The organism is Gracilibacillus sp. HCP3S3_G5_2, from assembly GCF_052063305.1.
Lineage (GTDB): Bacteria > Bacillota > Bacilli > Bacillales > Amphibacillaceae > Gracilibacillus.
Map to the genome: position 1 here is coordinate 24,061 of NZ_JBQHXU010000007.1, position 13,194 is coordinate 37,254.

Sequence of the window (13,194 nt, forward strand, 5' to 3'; positions counted from 1 at the left end):
AGAATTGGGATGATTGGTTATCAATTTATGGGGAAAGCACATAGCCATGCCTATCGTGATCTGCCATTTTATTTTGATAACCCACTCGAACCGGAATTAAAGGTGATTGCCGGTAGGAATGAGGAAGCAGTAAAAGAAGCACAGGAAAAAATGGGATGGGAAAGCTATGAAACTGATTGGAAAAAAGTAATAGAAAGAGACGATATTGATGTAATTGATATCGTAACTCCAAACCATACCCATGCAGAAATTGCAATAGCTGCAGCAAAGGCTGGTAAACATATTATTACGGAAAAGCCATTAGCATTAACAGTAGAGGAAGCAAAAGAAATGCTTCAAGCTGTTGAAGAGAATGGTGTGAAACATATGATTTGTCATAATTATCGGTTTGCACCAGCAGTTCAATATGCAAAGCAATTAATCGAGGATGGTAAAATAGGGCGGATTTATCATTATCGAGCAAACTATCTACAAGATTTTATTATGGATCCGAATTTCCCACTAGTATGGAGACTAAAAAAAGAAGTTTCGGGTTCTGGTGCATTAGGAGATATCGGTGCACACAGCATTGATCTTGCCCGTTTTCTAATTGGAGAATTTGCAGAAGTAACAGCTACCATGGAAACATTTATTAAACATCGTCCACTTGGTGAGATGACGGGTGGTTTAAGTGCAAAAGGCGATGCTAGCAAAATGGGAGAAGTAACAGTAGATGATGCTGCCCTATTTATTGCTCGCTTTGAGAATGGCGCATTAGGTACATTTGAAGCAACTCGTTTTGCTGGAGGAAACCGTAACAAAAATAAATTTGAAATTAACGGTGAAAAGGGATCGATACGCTGGGATATGGAAAACATGAACAATTTAGAAGTTTACTTTGCGGATGATGAAGAAGGGGTGCAAGGCTTTAGACTAATCAATTGTACGGAGGAAGTCCACCCATATGCAGGGGCATATTGGCCACCTGGACACATTATTGGATATGAGCATACATTTATTCATTTAATCGATGAATTTTTCCGTGGTATTGCGGAAGATTACCAACCGGCACCCAATTTTGATGACGGAGTGAAAAATCAAATTGTCTTAGAAGCTATAGAGAAATCATCAGAAAGTAAATCCTGGGTAGCCATTAATGAGTGAATTGTGCAATAAGTTATAACATGTCGATAAATTGAATGGAGCAGGAGAGACCAACGTGTTTCTCCTGTATTAACATTGTCTTCGTTTGTCTGTCAATCTTCAAATTCCTCTATGTCGATTACTTGCTTTTTCTTTTTATCATTTACTAGTCGGTGAAGATGAATGGTCATTAATCCTTGTTTTAAGGAAGCTGTGATACGATCTTCCCTCACTGGAAAAGGCAAGTCAATTTTCCTTGAGAACTCTCCATGTAAAATCTCCTGTTTAATAAGTGTACCTGCCTGCTTTACAGGGAAAAGGGTCCCCTTTACTTCCAAAACATTATAATCAACAAATACTTTTACTTGTTTACGATCTTTTATTCCGGGCAAATTAACATAAATGATTAACTCATTGTCCAAATCATACACATTTACCGCTGGAATAGGCGGTTTAATAATATGTTCAAAATCGTTCCAAAAGTTTCCACCAAAAAATTGGTCTAAGTTATTTTTCCAGTCATGCATATGTTGAAATGGATCCAAGACTATCTCTCCCTTTTCTCTTTTAGCTGTGGTAAAATGGTTTCGCTATAATATAAGATATGACTCTGATAAATCATTGTGCATAAGCGGAGGTGTGTCCATAATGCTTGAAAATGCAATCATGATGGTTGTAATTATTATGACTATCAATATTGTCTATGTATCTTTATCTACATTAAGGGTAATTCTTACGTTAAAAGGCAGAAGGTATGTTGCAGGAACGATCGGTACCTTTGAAATAGTTATCTATACACTCGGTCTGGGGCTTGTGTTAGATAACCTCGGTGAGATTCAAAATTTGATTGCTTATGGTCTAGGCTACGGCCTTGGCGTGATCATTGGTTCCAAGATAGAGGAAAAATTAGCACTAGGATATATCACCGTGAATGTCATTTCCTCTGATCCGAATATTAGTTTCACAAAACAATTAAGGGATAAGGGTTACGGAGTGACAAGCTGGTATGCCTATGGAATGGATGGTGACCGATTAGCAATGCAAATCCTGTCACCAAGAAAGTATGAGCTACATTTATACGAAACCATTAAAACTATTGATCCGAAAGCATTTATTATTGCCTATGAACCGAAACAGATATATGGCGGCTTCTGGGTGAAACAAGTAAAGAAAGGAAGGATTCGTAAAAGTGTCCAAAAAGCAGAGGAACAAAAACAGCAGGAAGCCAGTCAAGAAGAAGTTCGAAGTGATGGAGAATGAAACAATAGATGATTGCTTAGCAAGAATAAAACGAGAAGGTTATCAGCCGACCAGACGTGTGGAAGAACCGGTCTTCATTGAAGAGAAAGGGCAGCCGGTTCCTACTGGCAGAAAAATAGTATTTGATGCTAAGTTAGAAAAAAACGAACATTAGAAGTGAGTCCAACTCGCTCTAAAAGGATAATAGGAGCTTGTATGTCCATACTTGGATGGCAAGCTCTTTTTGGTTGGGGAAATTCTGTTGGTAAGATTATGCCTTTTGTTTGCAAGAAAATGGAGTCTGTTGGTGAGATAATACCTCCTGTTCACAAGGTAATCCAAAATATCTCGTGAAGAGTGACCGATATCTCGCAAGCAGCAGAGAAATCGCTTGTTTTCTTATATGGGTTAAAATGAATCCCCTAACCTAAATAAACGGTTCTATGCTTGATTTTTTAAAAATTAAGCTATTTATAAACTGAAAACCGAACGATGAAATAAATCATTTGCTTAATGTTCGATTTTTTGTTGACAGGATTGATATGCTCTTGTTATCATATCAGTGTAGTAAAAAAATCTAACACAATAACTACCTCATATAATTTGGGAATATGGCTCAAAAGTTTCTACCCATCACCATAAATGATGGACTATGAGGGAAGATGGACGATGATTTTACATGAGAAAAATCATCAGGATAGTTATGGAAATCAAACCTATTCATCTTCTCTCCTGATAGAGAAATGAATAGGTTTTTTGTATCCAAATAGTAATGCGTAGAGAGAGGACTGTTCTTCGTTCTAATTGAATAGATACGCTCTGGAAGATATTATGCTTGTCGAAGCCTTTAAAAGTATTAATTAATATCCAAGAAAGCATATGATGAGGAATCATACAGACATTATATAGAGGGAAGTGGATTGAATGGCACTAGTTGGTGTGATTATGGGAAGCATATCAGATTGGGAAACGATGAAGCATACTTGTGAAGCATTAGAAAACTTAAATATCAGTTATGAAAAAGAAGTCATCTCTGCACACAGAACACCGGATGACATGTTTGAATACGCTGAAACAGCAAGGGACAGAGGTTTGAAAGTAATTATTGCAGGAGCAGGTGGCGCAGCCCACTTACCAGGAATGGTTGCTTCTAAAACAACCTTACCAGTGATCGGTGTGCCTGTTAAAACAAGCACACTTAGCGGTGTCGATTCACTCTATTCTATCGTCCAAATGCCTGGGGGTGTACCAGTTGCAACTGTGGCAATTGGTAATGCAGGTGCAAAAAACGCAGGTATTCTCGCAGCACAGATCATTGGCACAAGCGATGCAGAAACAGCAGTACGTTTAGCGGACCATCAACTACAACTAAAAGTAAAAGTAGCAGAAATGAGGGAGAATCTTGCAGACAAATAAATTGTTATTCGGATCTACTATCGGAATCATTGGTGGAGGACAACTAGGCCGAATGATGACAACAGTAGCCAAGCATATGGGATATCGTGTTATTGTGCTTGACCCGACTCCTGATTGTCCGACAGCACAAGTAGCAGACGGGCAAATCGTCGCTGCTTATGATGATTTAGCTGCAGTCCAACAGCTTGCTGACAAATGTGATGTAGTAACATACGAATTTGAGAATGTTGATTTAACTGCAGCACAAATCCTGGAAGAGGCAGGTATTCTCCCACAAGGTGCCAACTCACTAAAGGTTACACAGGATCGAGAATTAGAGAAAAAAGCAATGGTGGATAGTAACCAGCCTGTTGCGGATTTTGCCATTGTTACTACAAAAGAGGAGTTGCAAGTAGCAGCTACAAAAATCGGCTACCCATCTGTCGCTAAAACATGTCGTGGAGGCTATGATGGCAAGGGACAGGTAAAGCTATCAAATGAAGCAGATATCGAAACAGCAACTGAAATGCTTCAGCAAGCAGGTCGTTTAATCGTGGAAAGATGGGTACCTTTTGATAAAGAAATCTCGATTGTTTTCACCAGATCCCAGACAGGGGAAATCACTTACTTTCCAGTAGCAGAAAACATACATCGCGATCATATTTTACATGCTACGATTGCACCGGCACGGGTTTCTGAACAAATTGCTGAGAAAGCACGTCAGGCAGCAAAAGCAATTGCAGAAACCATTGATGTAGTTGGCACATTTGCTATCGAAATGTTCGTCATTGAGGAAGGTATTATGATTAATGAACTGGCACCACGCCCACACAACTCTGGCCACTTTACAATCGAAGCATGTGACGTCTCACAATTTGAACAGCATATAAGGGCTATTTGTGGCTTACCATTAATACCGATTCATGCTCATGGCGGGGCGGTAATGGTTAATTTACTTGGAAAAGACGTAGAACCATTTTTCCGTCAATTAGATAAGAATCCACATGCACATATTCATATGTATGGAAAAATAGAAAATAAGCCATTGCGTAAGATGGGACATGTAACTTTTATTGGGGACGATCCTATTCTCATATATAATGAACTAGTGGAAAAAAAGATAATCGAAAACTAGGAGGAAACATTTTATGATCGAACGTTATACAAGAGAAGAAATGGGAAAGATTTGGACAGATGAGAATCGCTTTAACGCATGGCTTGAAGTGGAGATTTTAGCATGTGAAGCATGGAGTGAATTAGGAATTATTCCTAAAGAAGATGTGAAAAAAATTAGAGAAAATGCATCTTTTCATATCGATCGTATTTTTGAAATTGAAAAAGACACTCGTCATGATGTAGTTGCATTCACTCGTGCAGTTTCCGAAACATTAGGGGATGAGAAGAAGTGGGTACACTACGGCCTAACCTCAACAGATGTGGTGGATACGGCACTCTCTTATTTACTAAAACAAGCAAATCAAATCATTCGTCGTGATATTGTCAACTTCATTGATATTTTAAAAGAAAAAGCAATCGAGCATAAAAATACTGTGATGATGGGTCGTACACACGGTGTTCACGCAGAACCGACAACTTTTGGTTTGAAAATGGCGCTATGGTATGAAGAAATGAAACGTAATCTGGAACGTTTTGATGCAGCAGCAAAAGTAATTGAAACAGGTAAGCTTTCAGGTGCGGTTGGTACTTATGCTAATATCGATCCATTCGTTGAAAAATATGTATGTGAACAATTAGGATTGCAGCCGGCACCAGTTTCGACCCAGACATTACAACGTGATCGTCATGCTCACTATATGTCGACACTAGCATTAATCGCAAGCTCAATTGAAAAATTCGCAACGGAAATCCGTGGTCTTCAAAAAACAGAAACACGTGAAGTAGAAGAATTTTTCGCAAAAGGTCAAAAGGGTTCATCCGCCATGCCCCATAAACGGAACCCGATCGGTTCAGAGAATATGACGGGAATGGCACGTGTTATCCGTGGTTATATGATGACTTCGTATGAAAATGTGTCCCTATGGCATGAACGTGATATTTCTCACTCATCTGCAGAGCGTGTCATTTTACCGGATGCGACGATTGCATTGAATTATATGCTCAACCGATTTGGTAACATCGTGAAGAATTTAACGGTATTCCCGGAAAACATGAAACGTAATATCGATCGTACGTATGGCGTTATTTTCTCACAACGTGTGTTGCTTTCCCTTATTGATCAAGGTATGAGCCGTGAGGAAGCATATGATATCGTTCAGCCAAATGCGATGAAGGCATGGGAGACAGCTACACCATTCCGTCAGCTAATTGAACAAGAAGAACGCATTACCAATACATTATCAAAAGAGCAATTGGATGATTGCTTTGACTATACGTATCATTTAAAGAATGTCGATCAGATTTTCAAAAAAATAGGCCTGGCATAAGGAGAGGGATCCAATGAAAGACAAGCTGTTATATGAAGGGAAAGCAAAGCAAGTATTTACGGTGGTGGATAATCCGAATTTATTAGTCCTTTCTTATAAGAATGATGCAACAGCCTTTAATGGGGAGAAAAAAGCACAATTCCAAGGAAAAGGTCGTTATAATAATTTGATTTCAGCTAAAGTGTTCGAATATCTTCATGACCATGGCATTCATAGCCATTTTAAAGAGGCATTAAATGAGACAGAACAATTAGTAGAAAAAACAACGATTATTCCACTTGAGGTTGTCATTCGTAATGTTGCGGCGGGGAGTATTGTCCGTCGCACTGGAATAGAGGAAAAAACAATCTTTCATCCGCCTTTAGTAGAACTCTTTTATAAAAAAGATGAGCTCGGTGATCCGTTAATCAATGACGATCATGCATTACTTTTAACAGATGTAACCGAAGCAGATTTGGAACAAATTAAAGAAATGGCACTTCAAGTAAATCAACAATTGCAAGCTTTCTTCAAAGAAATTCATTTACAGCTTGTCGACTTCAAATTAGAATTTGGTCGCAATATGAATGGTGAGATTGTGTTATCGGATGAAGTAAGTCCTGATACTTGCAGACTTTGGGATATCGCAACAGGTGAGAAGATGGACAAAGACGTATTCCGAGAAGACTTAGGTGACTTAGTTACTGTATATGACAATATATTATCGAGACTGGAGGCAAAACAATGAAACTAGTAAAAGTACACATTACATTAAAAGAGGGTGTGTTGGACCCTCAAGGAAAAGCAGTTCAAGGTTCATTACATACATTAGGGTATGCTAATGTTCAAGAGGTCCGTGTTGGTAAGTATCTAGAATTAACGGTTAACGCTGATGCGAATATTGAATTAGAAATTGAAGAAATGTGTAACAAACTACTTGCAAATCCAGTTATCGAAAATTATTCGTATACAGTGGAAGAGGGGGTTGTCCAGTGAAATTTGCTGTGATTGTCTTCCCTGGCTCCAACTGTGACCGCGATATGTATTATGCGGCAAAGGATGCACTGGGGGAAGAAGCGGATCTACTTTGGTATCAGGAAGCAAACCTTGAAGGCTATGATGCGATTTTAATCCCTGGTGGCTTCTCCTACGGTGATTATCTTCGTTCCGGCGCAATCGCGTCAACCTCAGATATCGTCGTGCAATTACGTGAACAAGCAGCCAAAGGGATTCCGATTCTTGGAGTCTGTAATGGTTTTCAAATTTTACTAGAATCAGGATTATTGCCAGGTGCAATGCTACGCAATAAAAACTTGAAATTCATGTGTCATTTTGAGAACTTAATCGTGGAAAACAATGACACCCTTTTTACTTCAAAATACGAAAAAGGCGAAGTAATTTCCATTCCAATCGCACACCATGATGGAAACTATTATTGTGACGAGGAGACACTTGCTAGATTAAAAGAAAACAATCAAATCGTCTTTACGTATCAAAATAACCCAAATGGTTCTGTAAGTGACATAGCCGGAATCATTAATGAACAAGGAAATGTGTTAGGCATGATGCCTCACCCAGAACGTGCGGTAGAAGCTATTCTAACTAGTGATGATGGATTGAAACTATTCCAATCAATGCTGGAAAACTGGAGGGAACGTTATGTTGCAGGCGCCTGAGATTACTCCTGAATTGATAGAACAAGATAAGGTCTATCAAGAAATGGGGTTAACAGATAAAGAGTATGACATGATAAAAGATATTATGGGCCGTCGCCCGAATTTTACCGAAATCGGTATTTTCTCGGTAATGTGGTCGGAACATTGTAGCTATAAAACTTCTAAGCCTTTATTAAAGAAATTCCCGACAGAGGGACCTCAAGTAGTGCAAGGTCCAGGAGAAGGTGCTGGTGTTGTAGATATCGGGGATGGCCAGGGGGTCGTATTTAAGGTCGAAAGTCACAATCACCCTTCAGCAGTAGAACCTTATCAAGGAGCTGCAACAGGTGTTGGTGGTATTATCCGTGACGTTTTCTCCATGGGGGCTCGTCCTATCGCATCATTGAACTCATTACGTTTCGGTAATTTAAACACTGGTCGTGTGAAGTACCTTTTTGAAGAGGTTGTACATGGTATTGCTGGCTATGGCAACTGTGTAGGGGTACCAACTGTTGGGGGAGAAGTGCAATTTGATGATTGTTATGAAGGCAACCCACTAGTGAATGCGATGTGTGTAGGGTTAATTGATACGAAAGATATTCAAAAAGGAATCGCAGCTGGCCTTGGCAATACGATTATGTATGTTGGTTCCAAAACAGGCCGTGATGGAATCCATGGTGCAACATTTGCATCAGAGGATTTGTCGGAAGACTCTGAAAGCAAACGCTCCAATGTACAGGTTGGCGATCCTTTTATGGAAAAATTGTTAATCGAAGCATGTTTAGAAGTAATTCATTCTGACGCATTAGTTGGCATTCAAGATATGGGGGCTGCTGGTCTTACCTCATCTGCAAGTGAAATGGCGAGTAAAGCTGGCATGGGAATGGAAATGAACTTAGACTTAATTCCACAGCGTGAAGAAAACATGACTGCTTATGAAATGATGCTGTCAGAATCCCAAGAACGCATGCTTTTATGTGTGAAAAAAGGGCAAGAACAGGAAATCGTCGATATCTTCAAAAAATATGGATTGGAAGCAGTAGCAGTAGGTAGGGTAACAGACGATAAAATGTTCCGTTTATTGCATAAAGGGGAAGTGGTGGCAGACATCCCAGTTGATAATTTGGCAGAGGATGCACCGATTTTCCATAAAGAATCAAAAGTACCTAGCTTTTATGAAGAGTATCAAGCAATGCCTGCCTATCAACCAGAAATTAACGATCATGCAGAAACATTAAAACAATTGCTCCAACAACCAACTATTGCAAGTAAAGAATATGTCTATGATCAATATGACTCAATGGTACAGGCAAATACCGTTTTCTCCCCAGGCTCTGATGCTGCCGTTGTTCGTGTTCGTGGCTATGATAAAGCACTTGCGATGACAACAGACTGTAATTCCCGTTATATCCATTTAGATCCGGAAACAGGCGGTAAAATTGCGGTAGCAGAAGCAGCACGTAATATCGTTGCCTCTGGGGCAAAACCACTTGCACTTACAGATGGCTTGAACTTCGGTAATCCGGATAAACCGGAGAACTTCTGGCAAATGGAAAAAAGCGTAGAAGGAATGAGTACAGCCAGCTTAAAGCTGAACACGCCGGTTATTAGTGGGAATGTTTCTCTTTATAATGAATCGAACGGTCAAGCAATTTTCCCCACACCAGTTGTTGGTATGGTCGGCTTACATGAATCACTAGAACATATTACACCATCCCATTTCCAACATGAAGGTGACTTGATTTATGTGATCGGTGAAACAAAAGCAGAATTCGGCGGTAGTGAATTGCAAAACTTGTTGGAAGGTAAATACTTCGGTAAAGCTCCAGCAATTGATTTAGATGTAGAAGTAAAACGTCAAGATCAATTATTAGCAGCAATTCGGGCTGGTCTTGTAGCTTCTGCTCACGATGTTGCTGAAGGCGGGCTTGGTGTTGCATTGGCAGAGAGCTTATTTAGCAACAAAGATTTAGGCGCAGATGTTCAGTTAGAGGGTGATCTAACTACGGTGCTTTTTAGTGAATCACAATCACGTTTTGTTGTGTCAGTTCCTGAGAAGGATCGTGAGGCATTCGAAGCAAAAGTAGAGGATGCGCAATTAGTAGGAACAGTTATCGCAACTAATAAACTAATTGTCCGTAATGGTGAGAAAGAAGCGATCACAGAAGATGTAACAGCACTACAACAGCTGTGGAAAGGAGCTATCCCGTGCTTGCTGAAATCAAAGGCTTAAACGAAGAATGTGGTGTATTCGCGATCTGGGGACATGAAAAAGCAGCCGAAATGACTTACTATGGTCTGCATGCTCTCCAGCATCGTGGGCAAGAAGGTGCTGGTATTGTCACAACAGATGGAGAAAATTTACATGTCCATAAGGGAGTCGGCTTGATAAATGATGTTTTTTCAGAAGGGGAATTCTCCCGATTACAAGGACATGCGGCAATCGGTCATGTTCGCTATGCAACACAAGGTGGCGGTGGCTTTGAAAACGTCCAGCCACTTGTCTTTCGCTCACAAACAACTAGCATGGCATTGGCGCATAATGGTAACCTCGTCAATGCCCATGCACTGAAGAGCCAACTGGAAGCGCAAGGTAGTATTTTGCAGACGACATCTGACACAGAAGTAATCGCACACTTGGTAAAACGAAGTGGTAATGTACCAATGGAAGAAGCGATCGCTTCCGCCTTAGGGATGATTAAAGGTGCTTATGCATTTTCCATTTTAACAGAGGATCAGCTGTTTATCGGATTGGATCCACGGGGATTACGTCCATTATCAATTGGTCGTCTAGGTGATGCTTATGTTGTTGCGTCAGAAACCTGTGCATTTGATTTAATCGGTGCGACCTATGAACGGGAAGTGAAACCAGGTGAATTAATGGTCATTGATGAGCATGGACTAAGAACCAAACAATTTACCTCTCCAATGCAACGTACGCTCTGTTCGATGGAGTATGTCTACTTTTCTCGCCCGGATAGTGATTTGAACGAAAAAAATGTACACGCAAGTCGTAAAACAATGGGTAAACAATTAGCAACAGAATCTCCCGTAGATGCAGATGTTGTCACAGGTGTACCAGATTCAAGTATATCGGCAGCAATCGGTTTTTCGGAAGCAACAGGGATTCCGTATGAGCTCGGTTTAATTAAAAACCGGTATGTCGGTCGTACTTTTATTCAACCATCACAAGAATTACGCGAACAAGGTGTAAAAATGAAGCTGTCAGCGGTTCGCGGAATTGTGGAAGGTAAGCGTGTTGTCATGGTCGATGATTCGATTGTTCGCGGTACGACAAGCCGTCGAATCGTGCGTTTGTTGAAAGAAGCAGGCGCGACAGAGGTGCATGTCCGAATTGCTTCACCGCCAATTCAAAATCCATGTTATTACGGAATTGATACTTCTACGAAAGGCGAATTAATCGCAGCTAATCATTCGATTGAAGAGATGCGTGAAATTATCGGTGCCGATAGCCTATCCTTTTTATCTACTGAAGGATTAGAAGCGTCTATCGTAGAAGGCCGCGATCGACAGGAGCATGGCGTGTGTCAAGCATGCTTTACTGGTAATTATCCGACAGAAATTTATCCGGATACAGTTATTCCGGCTTATAAAGAGTAAAGTGGCCATCAAATAGTGAAAAGTGGCCAGCAAGTGCGCAAAAGTGGCCATCAAAATGAAAAAAGTGGCCATAAAACGCATAAAAGTGGCCATTAAATCACCAAAAGTGGCCAGCAAAATTCCGCATCAAAAAGGAGTCCAAATCATGAGTGATATTTATAAAGATGCTGGTGTAGACGTACACGCAGGTTATCAAGCAGTTGAATTAATGAAGAAGCATATCGCCAAAACGAACCGTCCTGAGGTTATTGGTGGTGTGGGTGCTTTCGCCGGCCTTTTTGATCTGAGTAAGTTTTCATATGAAGAACCAGTGCTTGTCTCAGGGACAGATGGTGTCGGAACGAAATTGAAGCTCGCCTTTACAATGGATAAACATGATACGGTCGGCATTGATCTTGTGGCGATGTGTGTCAATGATATTGTTGCTCAAGGTGCCGAACCACTCTTTTTCTTGGATTATATTGCGTGTGGGAAGAACAAGCCGGAAAAAATTGAACAGATTGTAAAGGGAATTACAGATGGCTGTGTCCAAAGTAATGCTGCACTTATCGGTGGCGAAACAGCGGAAATGCCCGGAATGTATGACGAGGATGAATATGATCTCGCTGGCTTTGTTGTTGGTATTGCTGATAAGAAACAGATTATTACAGGTGACAAGATTGAAGCCGGTGATAAGGTAATTGGTCTTGCTTCATCTGGTGTTCATTCCAATGGTTTTTCACTTGTTCGAAAAATTATCGAAGATAAAGGGTTAAGCTATCATGACGAAATTGTCGAGCTCTCGACAACATTAGGGGAAGCGTTGCTGGAACCGACGAAAATTTACACGAAAGCAATTCAACAGTTGAAGCTAAATCTTACGATTAAAGGAATCAGTCATGTCACAGGCGGTGGTTTCTATGAAAACTTACCACGTGCACTCCCTGATCATCTAGGTGTAAAGATTCAGCGAGGATCATGGCAAAAGCCTGTTATTTTTGATTATTTACAACAACAAGCAAACGTAAAAGAAGAAGATATGTACGGAGTCTTTAATATGGGAATCGGCATGGCCGTTATCGTTGAAGCACATGAAGCAGATATGGCACTTCAATTATTAGCAGATATCGGTGAAAATGCAGCTATTATTGGTGAGGTTACGAAAGAAGCTGGGGTGACATTTTCCAATGACTAAATTAGCCGTGTTTGCATCTGGAACAGGAAGTAACTACGATGCTATTGTTGCAGCTGTGAAAAATGGTACACTGGAAGCTGAGGTATCCTTACTAGTTTGTGACAAGCCAAATGCAAAAGTAGTCGAAAAGGCTCAAAAAAACGGTACACCTACATTTGTATTTGATCCTAAACAATATCAAAATAAGCATATGTTCGAAGCGAAAATAGTAGAAGTTTTACAGGAAAAACAGATTGATTGGGTTATTCTTGCTGGTTATATGCGTCTAATCGGTGAGACGCTATTACGTCCCTTTGAAGGAAAAATAATTAATATTCATCCCTCACTTTTACCAGCCTTTCCAGGTTTAGACGCAATCGGTCAAGCATTTCGCGCTGGAGTCAAAGTATCAGGAGTTACCGTCCATTATGTCGATGCTGGCATGGATACCGGGAAAATTATTGCCCAACAAGCAGTGAATGTAACAGAAGGTATGTCGAGAGAAGCGTTGCAACAAGCAATTCAACAGGTCGAACATCAGCTTTATCCAGCTACGATTCAAAAACTGATCACGAGAGGAGAATAA

The 13,194-nt window shown here is 40.3% G+C and carries 14 protein-coding genes and 1 riboswitch; of the genes, 13 read left to right on the top strand and 1 reads right to left on the bottom strand.

Annotation, left to right across the window (positions count from 1 at the left end; genetic code table 11):
• Positions 1-9 precede the first annotated feature (9 nt).
• On the top strand, positions 10-1,143 hold the full coding sequence (locus ACTNEP_RS11465; RefSeq protein ID WP_441162354.1) for a Gfo/Idh/MocA family protein: 1,134 nt from the start codon (positions 10-12) through the stop codon (positions 1,141-1,143).
• A 92-nt stretch (positions 1,144-1,235) separates the two neighbouring features.
• On the opposite strand, the gene ACTNEP_RS11470 is transcribed toward ACTNEP_RS11465, so the two are convergent.
• The gene (locus ACTNEP_RS11470) at positions 1,236-1,667 is read right to left on the bottom strand and encodes an Hsp20/alpha crystallin family protein (RefSeq protein WP_441162146.1); all 432 of its coding nucleotides are present in this window, start codon (positions 1,665-1,667) and stop codon (positions 1,236-1,238) included.
• Positions 1,668-1,770: 103 nt separating this feature from the next.
• Here ACTNEP_RS11470 and ACTNEP_RS11475 point away from each other — a divergent pair, with 103 nt between their 5' ends.
• From ACTNEP_RS11475 to purN, 12 genes are all read left to right on the top strand, one after another.
• Entirely contained in the window at positions 1,771-2,382 is a 612-nt protein-coding gene (locus ACTNEP_RS11475) for a DUF2179 domain-containing protein (RefSeq protein ID WP_441162147.1), read from the top strand.
• Complete coding sequence (locus ACTNEP_RS11480; protein ID WP_441162148.1) at positions 2,372-2,536, top strand: NETI motif-containing protein; 165 nt, start codon at positions 2,372-2,374, stop codon at positions 2,534-2,536. Before ACTNEP_RS11475 ends, ACTNEP_RS11480 begins: the two co-directional genes overlap by 11 nt.
• A 399-nt stretch (positions 2,537-2,935) precedes the next feature.
• Positions 2,936-3,034, top strand: a riboswitch (purine riboswitch).
• Between the two features lie 251 nt (positions 3,035-3,285).
• Complete coding sequence (purE, locus tag ACTNEP_RS11485) at positions 3,286-3,777, top strand: 5-(carboxyamino)imidazole ribonucleotide mutase (RefSeq protein ID WP_441162150.1); 492 nt, start codon at positions 3,286-3,288, stop codon at positions 3,775-3,777.
• Positions 3,764-4,891 (top strand): 5-(carboxyamino)imidazole ribonucleotide synthase, encoded by a 1,128-nt coding sequence (gene purK, locus ACTNEP_RS11490; RefSeq protein WP_441162152.1) that lies wholly within the window; start codon positions 3,764-3,766, stop codon positions 4,889-4,891. The genes purE and purK overlap by 14 nt, the downstream gene beginning before the upstream one ends.
• Before the next feature lie 13 nt (positions 4,892-4,904).
• On the top strand, positions 4,905-6,200 hold the full coding sequence (gene purB, locus ACTNEP_RS11495) for an adenylosuccinate lyase (RefSeq protein ID WP_441162153.1): 1,296 nt from the start codon (positions 4,905-4,907) through the stop codon (positions 6,198-6,200).
• Between the two features lie 13 nt (positions 6,201-6,213).
• Positions 6,214-6,927, top strand: a complete 714-nt coding sequence (purC, locus tag ACTNEP_RS11500; protein ID WP_441162155.1) for a phosphoribosylaminoimidazolesuccinocarboxamide synthase — start codon at positions 6,214-6,216, stop codon at positions 6,925-6,927.
• The gene (purS, locus tag ACTNEP_RS11505) at positions 6,924-7,175 is read left to right on the top strand and encodes a phosphoribosylformylglycinamidine synthase subunit PurS (RefSeq protein ID WP_441162156.1); all 252 of its coding nucleotides are present in this window, start codon (positions 6,924-6,926) and stop codon (positions 7,173-7,175) included. Before purC ends, purS begins: the two co-directional genes overlap by 4 nt.
• Complete coding sequence (gene purQ, locus ACTNEP_RS11510) at positions 7,172-7,855, top strand: phosphoribosylformylglycinamidine synthase subunit PurQ (protein ID WP_441162157.1); 684 nt, start codon at positions 7,172-7,174, stop codon at positions 7,853-7,855. The genes purS and purQ overlap by 4 nt, the downstream gene beginning before the upstream one ends.
• On the top strand, positions 7,839-10,067 hold the full coding sequence (gene purL, locus ACTNEP_RS11515) for a phosphoribosylformylglycinamidine synthase subunit PurL (protein ID WP_441162158.1): 2,229 nt from the start codon (positions 7,839-7,841) through the stop codon (positions 10,065-10,067). Before purQ ends, purL begins: the two co-directional genes overlap by 17 nt.
• A complete protein-coding gene (purF, locus tag ACTNEP_RS11520) occupies positions 10,043-11,455 on the top strand; it encodes an amidophosphoribosyltransferase (protein WP_441162159.1) in 1,413 nt (470 codons plus the stop codon). The genes purL and purF overlap by 25 nt, the downstream gene beginning before the upstream one ends.
• Before the next feature lie 145 nt (positions 11,456-11,600).
• Complete coding sequence (gene purM, locus ACTNEP_RS11525; RefSeq protein ID WP_441162160.1) at positions 11,601-12,629, top strand: phosphoribosylformylglycinamidine cyclo-ligase; 1,029 nt, start codon at positions 11,601-11,603, stop codon at positions 12,627-12,629.
• A complete protein-coding gene (gene purN, locus ACTNEP_RS11530) occupies positions 12,622-13,194 on the top strand; it encodes a phosphoribosylglycinamide formyltransferase (RefSeq protein ID WP_441162161.1) in 573 nt (190 codons plus the stop codon). Before purM ends, purN begins: the two co-directional genes overlap by 8 nt.

Bases quoted from the DNA above. Each gene is read 5' to 3' on its own strand.
- purB (WP_441162153.1), top strand. From the start codon at position 4,905: ATGATCGAACGTTATACAAGAGAAGAAATGGGAAAGATTTGGACAGAT.
- purS (WP_441162156.1), top strand. From the start codon at position 6,924: ATGAAACTAGTAAAAGTACACATTACATTAAAAGAGGGTGTGTTGGAC.
- ACTNEP_RS11475 (WP_441162147.1), top strand. From the start codon at position 1,771: ATGCTTGAAAATGCAATCATGATGGTTGTAATTATTATGACTATCAAT.
- purM (WP_441162160.1), top strand. From the start codon at position 11,601: ATGAGTGATATTTATAAAGATGCTGGTGTAGACGTACACGCAGGTTAT.
- purC (WP_441162155.1), top strand. From the start codon at position 6,214: ATGAAAGACAAGCTGTTATATGAAGGGAAAGCAAAGCAAGTATTTACG.
- purE (WP_441162150.1), top strand. From the start codon at position 3,286: ATGGCACTAGTTGGTGTGATTATGGGAAGCATATCAGATTGGGAAACG.
- ACTNEP_RS11480 (WP_441162148.1), top strand. From the start codon at position 2,372: ATGGAGAATGAAACAATAGATGATTGCTTAGCAAGAATAAAACGAGAA.
- purL (WP_441162158.1), top strand. From the start codon at position 7,839: ATGTTGCAGGCGCCTGAGATTACTCCTGAATTGATAGAACAAGATAAG.
- ACTNEP_RS11465 (WP_441162354.1), top strand. From the start codon at position 10: ATGATTGGTTATCAATTTATGGGGAAAGCACATAGCCATGCCTATCGT.
- purN (WP_441162161.1), top strand. From the start codon at position 12,622: ATGACTAAATTAGCCGTGTTTGCATCTGGAACAGGAAGTAACTACGAT.